Source organism: Bradyrhizobium sp. LCT2 (assembly GCF_009931255.1).
In the GTDB taxonomy this organism is placed as follows: Bacteria; Pseudomonadota; Alphaproteobacteria; order Rhizobiales; family Xanthobacteraceae; genus Bradyrhizobium; species Bradyrhizobium diazoefficiens.
In genome coordinates this window covers 49790-56609 of record NZ_CP034431.1, presented here as the reverse complement: position 1 = coordinate 56609, position 6820 = coordinate 49790, and the positions used below count along the sequence as shown (strand labels likewise).

Sequence of the window (6820 nt, the reverse complement as noted above, 5' to 3'; positions counted from 1 at the left end):
TGGCCGAGTCAGCCGAAAAACCGCGTGGGCAATCGAGGAATGATGGAATTGTCGGGCGAGTCCCCGGATCACGGTGCCGGCATCTCAATCGCGAAGCGGAAGCTGCTCGAGCGATGGCGGCGCGGCAGCTACGTGCCAGAAACGATCCCGAAGCGTCTCGACGTCGACCCGACACCGCTTTCGTTCGCACAGCAACGCCTGTGGTTCCTGGAGCAGATTGTGCCGGGGACCGCCGTTCACAATATTCCCGGGGCGGTGCGCGTGCAGGGCAGGCTGGATGTCAAAGCCGTGGCGCGCAGCATCCAGGAAATCCTGCGCCGTCACGAAGGGCTGCGGACCACGTTCGTCGTCATCGCCGGGCGGCCGATGCAGGTTGTGCTGCCGGCGGAACCGCTGACCCTGCCGGTCATCGCGGTTGCGGCAACCACGGATGCGGAGCGTGAAGCGGAGATTTCGCGCTGCCTTGCCGAAGAGGCACGAACGCCCTTCGACCTCACCAGCGCGCCGCTGTTCCGCGTCAAACTGCTGCGCCTTCGCGATGACGAACACATCTTTATCCTCACGATGCACCACATCGCGACCGACGGATGGTCGTTTGGTGTGTTTCTACGCGAGTTTACCACGCTTTACTCCGCGTTCGCGGCCGGCCGCCCGTCCCCACTGGCCGAGCTGCCGATACAATACGCGGACTTTTCGAACTGGCAGCGAGCGCGACTGGATAGAGGCGAGCTCGAAAGACAGCTTTCCTACTGGCGAAAGCAACTCGGCGATGAATGCGTTACGCTCGACCTTCCCACAGACCATCCACGCCCTGCCTCCATGACGTTTGCCGGAGCCCGCCATCCTGTGGCGCTGCCGATTTCCCTCACCAATGCGCTTAGGGCGGTGAGCCAACAGGAGAGCGCAACCCTTTACATGACCCTGCTCGCCGCGTTCTTCGTGCTGCTTTACCGCTATACCGGTCAGCAGGACATTCGAATCGGCTGTCCGATCGCAAATCGGAACCGTGCGGAGATTGAACCGCTCATCGGATTCTTCGTCAATACGCTGGTGATGCGTGCCGAGGTCTCGGGCGAAATGAGCTTCGCAGCGTTGCTCGGCCGCGTGCGCGAAGCTGCGCTCGGCGCCTATGCGCATCAGGATATGCCGTTCGAGAAGTTGGTCGAGGAACTGCGACCCGATCGGAGTTTGAGCCATTCGCCGCTATTTCAGGCGGCCTTCCTGCTTCAGAACGCACCAAGCCCACCCATCGCGATCGAGGGACTGACCTTCTCGCCGATGGCGGTGCACGGCGCGACCGCGATTTTCGATTTGACCCTGTCGATGATGGAAACGAAGGATGGACTGGAGGGCTATCTCGAATACAGCACGGAATTGTTTGACGAGCCAACGATCGCGCGAATGGACGGGCACCTGCGTGTTCTCCTCGACGGCATCGTGGCGAAGCCGGACGCGAAGCTCGCTGATCTGTCGATTTTGCCGGAAACCGAACGGCGGTTGATCCTTTCGCTCAGCCGCCGCCGGGGATACGCCCCTCCCGAAATTGCCGTCCACCGGCAATTTGAGCAGCAGGCCGCGCGCTCGCCCGATGCGACGGCGGTCGTCTGCGAGGGCAAGACGATCACGTACCGGGAACTGAACGAGCGCGCGAACCGGCTCGCAGGTAGGCTGCGGATACAGGGACTGAGGCCCGACGTTCTGGCTGGCATCTGCCTCGACCGTTCTCCGGCCTTGATCGTAGCCATCCTCGGCGTCCTCAAGGCCGGCGGTGCATACCTGCCACTGGACCCCGCCTATCCCCAGCAACGCCTCCGTTTCATGATCGAGGACGCCGGGGCTCCGATTTTGATCACAACGGAAAAGCATGCCGCAATGCTTCCGGAACACTCCGCGCGTGTTGTCCTGCTTGATGGCGCGACCGATGACCCGGTGGGGGAGTGCCCGGAGAACCTCGACGTCACGGTGCACGGCGACAATCTGGCCTACGTGATCTACACATCCGGTTCGACCGGACGGCCCAAGGGCGTCATGGTCACCCACGACAATGTTGCGCGGCTATTCTCGGCAGCGGCGGAGTCGCTTCGCTATGACGAACGAGATGTCTGGACAATGTTTCACTCCTGTGCGTTCGACTTCTCGGTGTGGGAAATATTGGGGGCGCTACTGTATGGCGGTCGCCTCGTGATAGTTCCCTATGACGTCAGTCGTTCCGCCGAGAATTTCTACGATCTGGTGTGCTCCGAACGTGTCACCGTGCTGAACCAGACTCCCTCTGCGTTCGCGCAGTTCAGCCGGGTCGATGCCGCCCGAGGCGAAAAGACCTGCCTGCGCCTGATCATCTTTGGCGGCGAAGCGACCGATGTCCGCATGCTCAAGTCCTGGTTTGATCGACATGGCGATTCTCAACCGCAGCTCGTCAACATGTATGGCATCACAGAAACAACTGTGCATGTCACTTGCCGCTCACTGTCGATAGCCGACCTCGATACTGCGTCGCGGAGCGCAATCGGTCGTCCACTGCTGGACCTCGGCCTCGTTGTCCTCGATTCGCGCGGGCAACCTGTGCCGCTCGGTGTTTTCGGAGAGGCCTATGTGGGCGGCGCCGGCGTTGCGCGCGGATATCTCGGGCAGCCTGGGCTGACCTCGGAACGGTTCGTGCCTCTGCCGCGGATCGACGAGCCGGGCGTCAGATATTACAGGACCGGAGACCTGATGCGCCGCCGGTCAAACGGCGATCTCGAATTTCTCGGACGCATCGACCAGCAGGTCAAAATTCGGGGCTTTCGCATCGAACTGGGCGAGATCGAAGCCACGTTGCTCGAGCACGCTGACGTTCATGCGGCCGTCGTCATCGACCTCGACCACCCAACCAAGGGCAAGTGCATCGTTGCCTATGTCAACCAGAAAGGCACGGTGTTCGACGAGTCCCGTGCGGATCGCGCGCTGCAGCGCATCGGCCAATGGCAAGCCGTGTTTGATGAGATCTACCGCAAGACGCCGCCCGTCGACGATCCATCGTTCAATATTCTGGGGTGGACGAGCAGCTATACGGGGCAACCCATCGCCGCGGAAGAAATGCATGAATGGGTACAGCAGACGGTCCGTCAGATTCTTGCGCTGCGACCTCGTAACGTGCTCGAGATCGGTTGCGGCACGGGATTGTTGCTGTGCCGGATTGCCCCATTCTGCGAACGCTATGTCGGCACGGACATTTCGCAAGCCGCCTTGGCTGGCCTCGAGGGACAGATATCGTCAATGGTCGACGTTACGCTTCGGCATACCCCAGCTGACGCGTTCCATGAAGGCGATCGCGATGCGCATGATCTCGTCATCATCAACTCCGTTGTTCAATATTTTCCCAACATCGCGTATCTGGTGCGTGTCATGGAGCACGCCGTCGACGCAGTGTGTGATGGCGGGACCGTCTTCGTCGGCGATATACGCAGCCTGCCGCTCCTTCAAGCGTTCCATGCGTCCGTGCTAATGCATCGAGCCGGGTACCCGCTCGCGCCGGAGGAGGTCGAATCGCGCGTGGCTCAGGCGGTCCTCGATGAGCACGAACTCGTCATCGACCCGGTGTTCTTCCTCGAGCTGCGACGGCATCTGCCGCGGATCGGCGGCGTCGAGGTGCGTCTGAAGCGCGGCCGTCATTGGAATGAAATGACCCGATTTCGCTACGACGTCGTCTTGCACATCGGTGCGCCAAAGGCCACCGCCGGTCCGGCGACGTCGCTCGACTGGTCGAGTTCGGATGTCACGATGCCGGAACTGCGGCGGCTGCTTTCCGGCGACGCACCCGATGTCATCGTCGTCAACGGTGTGCCCAACGCGCGGCTGCGCGATGCATTCGAGTGCATAGGTACGGACGCGATGGATCCCGAGCAGTTCTGGAGCCTCGAGGATGAGTATCGTTGTGTGGTGGACGTGCGCTGGGCCGGCCCCGATCGCGACGGCTACTTTGATGTGGTGGTCGCCGGTAACGTAACGTCGAGTGATGACCCACCACGCGGGATCCAGGTCGAGAGCGCGGAACCGGAAGCCACGGTACCGGCGATCGACTGGAGCGTCTATGCGAACCGGCCGCTGGGCTCGGGTTTCAATCACCAGTTGACGGCAGAGCTGCAGCGCTTTCTGAAGCAAAGACTGCCGGATTACATGCTTCCGTCGCACATCATGCAATTGGACGCGGTTCCGTTGACGTCCAATGGCAAGATCGATCGCAAGGCGCTGCCGGTTCCCAGTCAGTCGCGTCCCGACCTCTACGATGCGCTTGTGGCGCCGCGCACGCTGCTGGAGCGAAGGCTCGCCGACATCTGGGCTGAAGTCCTCGGGGTGGACCGGCTGGGGATGAACGACAGCTTCTTCGATCTCGGAGGACATTCCATCCTGGCCACCCAGCTCATCTATCGGCTGCGCGAGGCGCTGCATGTGGACGTGCCGCTACGCACGCTGTTCGAGCGACCGACCGTTGCCTGGATGAGTCACGTGATCGAGACCAAGAAGCGGACCGGCTCGATCGACACGATGCCGCAGGCCGATTTTCGCGCCGAGGCGGTACTCGATTCTTCCATCAGACGCGCCTTGCCCGTCTCATCCCGGCCGTCGACGTCGCCGCGTGCCATCTTGCTCACTGGCGCCAGCGGATTTCTCGGGGCCTTTCTACTCCGCGAACTCCTTGGCCAGACCGATGCGAAAATCTATTGCTTGGTGCGCGCCGGCGATGGCGAGCAGGCCCTCCTCCGGCTGCGCGCCAATCTCGCATCCCTCCACATTGCGGAGGGACAGTTCGCAGTGCGGGTAGTGCCTCTGGCCGGGGATATGGCGCGGCCGCTACTGGGTCTCTCCAGTGCCGACTTCGAAATGCTGACGGATACGGTCGATAGCATCTATCACTGCGGTTCGACGGTAAATTTCATCTGGCCATATGAGGGGCTCAAGGCCGCCAATGTTCTTGGCATGCAGGAACTCCTCCGGCTTGCCAGCCGCGGGTGCGTGAAGCGGGTGCATCTCGTGTCCACCCTGCACGTATTCTCGTCGCGCGAAGCGGTGGCGGGGCGAGAACTCCGCGAGGAAGATCTCCCGGATGACCCCGAGGGATTGTCACTCGGTTACACGCAGAGCAAGTGGGTCGCTGAGCAGTTGGCGATTGAGGCGCGCCGCAGAGGGATTTCGGTTGATATCTTTCGGCCAGGCCGCATCTGGGGGGACAGCCATAGCGGCGCCTGCCAGAGGCATGATTTCCTGTGGTTACTGCTCAAAGCTTGCATCGAAACGGGGTTCGCGCCGCAGTTCGACGGCCCGGTGAACGTTATTCCCGTCGACTATGCGAGCAAAGCCATCGTTCATCTGTCGCTGGGCAGCGTTTCGTCCGGACAGACATTCCACCTGGCCAACGGCGCGTCTTGTCGCTGGATCGAGATCCTCGAGGTGCTCGGTAGCTACGGCTATCAGTTTCAGATTGTCCCTTTCGCAACGTGGTGTGACGCCATTGTCCGTCATGCCGAGGCTGAGCCGACGAGCGCGGCCTTTTGGATCGCGCCGTTGCTCGGAGGAATAACCCCCCAGGGTGCAGAACTACCGGTCACCATCAGCTGCCAGAATACGCTGGCCGGCCTCGCTGGCAGTGATATCTCGTGTCCGTCAATCGATCGAGGTTTGCTCTCAACCTACGTATCGCATTTCTTCGACAATGAATTTCTTCCTCGGGTCAGATCCTTCCATTGAGCCGCCAATACGATAATTTCTCCTGGCTCGGCATTCGGGCTTGACCGGATTTCCGAAAATGGCGTTTTGCTGTTATCGACGTATCTGACCGGTTGCCGGGATTCGTACTTGAACGGCGGGCACCTCCAGACGCCTTGCGGCCGGAAGTGCGGCGTGATCGTGGCGGGCCGGTCCCGCTCGCGTCAGGTGAAGTAATGATCTGCACCTCGAGATCGACCGAAGTCGCGGTGTGGTGGATGAGGCTGGGCTCTCCTTCGGCCGCAGCTGTTAAGCAATGGCGTGCTTGTCTGGACCCTTCTGAGCAGGCACAGGCGGACAAGTTCTATTTCCAGGACGATCGATCGACATACGTCGCAGCACATTGGCTGGTTCGTAGCGCGCTTACATCGGTTGGCAGCTTGCCGCCCGCGAACTGGCGTTTCATCGTCGAAGAGCATGGCAAGCCCAAGATCGATCGGGCCATCGGCCGGCCCAAACTTCGGTTCAATCTGTCGCATACCAGGGGCTTCGTTGCCTGTGCGGTCAGCGTGGGCGTCGACGTCGGGATCGACGTTGAGACGCTCACGCCGAGCCGGGCGAGCCTCGATACCGCCGAACGCTATTTCAGCCCGTCGGAGGTCGCCATCTTGCGCGGCGCACCGCCAGACGAGCAAGCCGAATGCTTCTTCCGTCTCTGGACCCTAAAGGAGGCTTTCATCAAGGCGACCGGCGAGGGATTGAGTCGCCCACTCGACAGTTTTTCCTTCTCGCTGAATCCGGCTTCCATCTCGTTTAGCCAGGGCGAGGCCGATGATGCGACTCAATGGCAGTTCATCGAGCAGCGGCCGAGTCCACAGCATGTGCTGGCCCTCGCGGTCCGAAAACCAGCATCTTGTCCGGTGACCCTATCTGTTTGTCAAGTACGCTCACCCGAATGAGCGTAAGCCCGAATGTCCGCCTCTGCCGATGAGGCGGCTCGCCCTACGCTGCGCGTCCGAGGGTTGCTCGGGCGGTCCGAGCCAATCCTCATCACAGGATGACGAGCCGTAGCAGATTTATACGGGAAGCATCGCGAAGCTGAGAAACGCCATCGCTATTGCGGAAACGGCGAAAGAGC

The 6820-nt window shown here is 61.3% G+C and carries 2 protein-coding genes; both read left to right on the top strand.

All coding sequences use genetic code 11. The annotated features are described in order from the left end of the window. The first annotated feature begins 39 nt into the window (after window positions 1-39). Window positions 40-5724: a non-ribosomal peptide synthetase gene (locus tag EI171_RS00270; RefSeq protein WP_161532260.1), complete on the top strand. Its 5685-nt coding sequence runs from the start codon at window positions 40-42 to the stop codon at window positions 5722-5724. 194 nt (window positions 5725-5918) lie between these two features. Continuing rightward, on the top strand, window positions 5919-6641 hold the full coding sequence (locus EI171_RS00265; protein ID WP_161532259.1) for a 4'-phosphopantetheinyl transferase superfamily protein: 723 nt from the start codon (window positions 5919-5921) through the stop codon (window positions 6639-6641). Window positions 6642-6820: the final 179 nt, after the last annotated feature.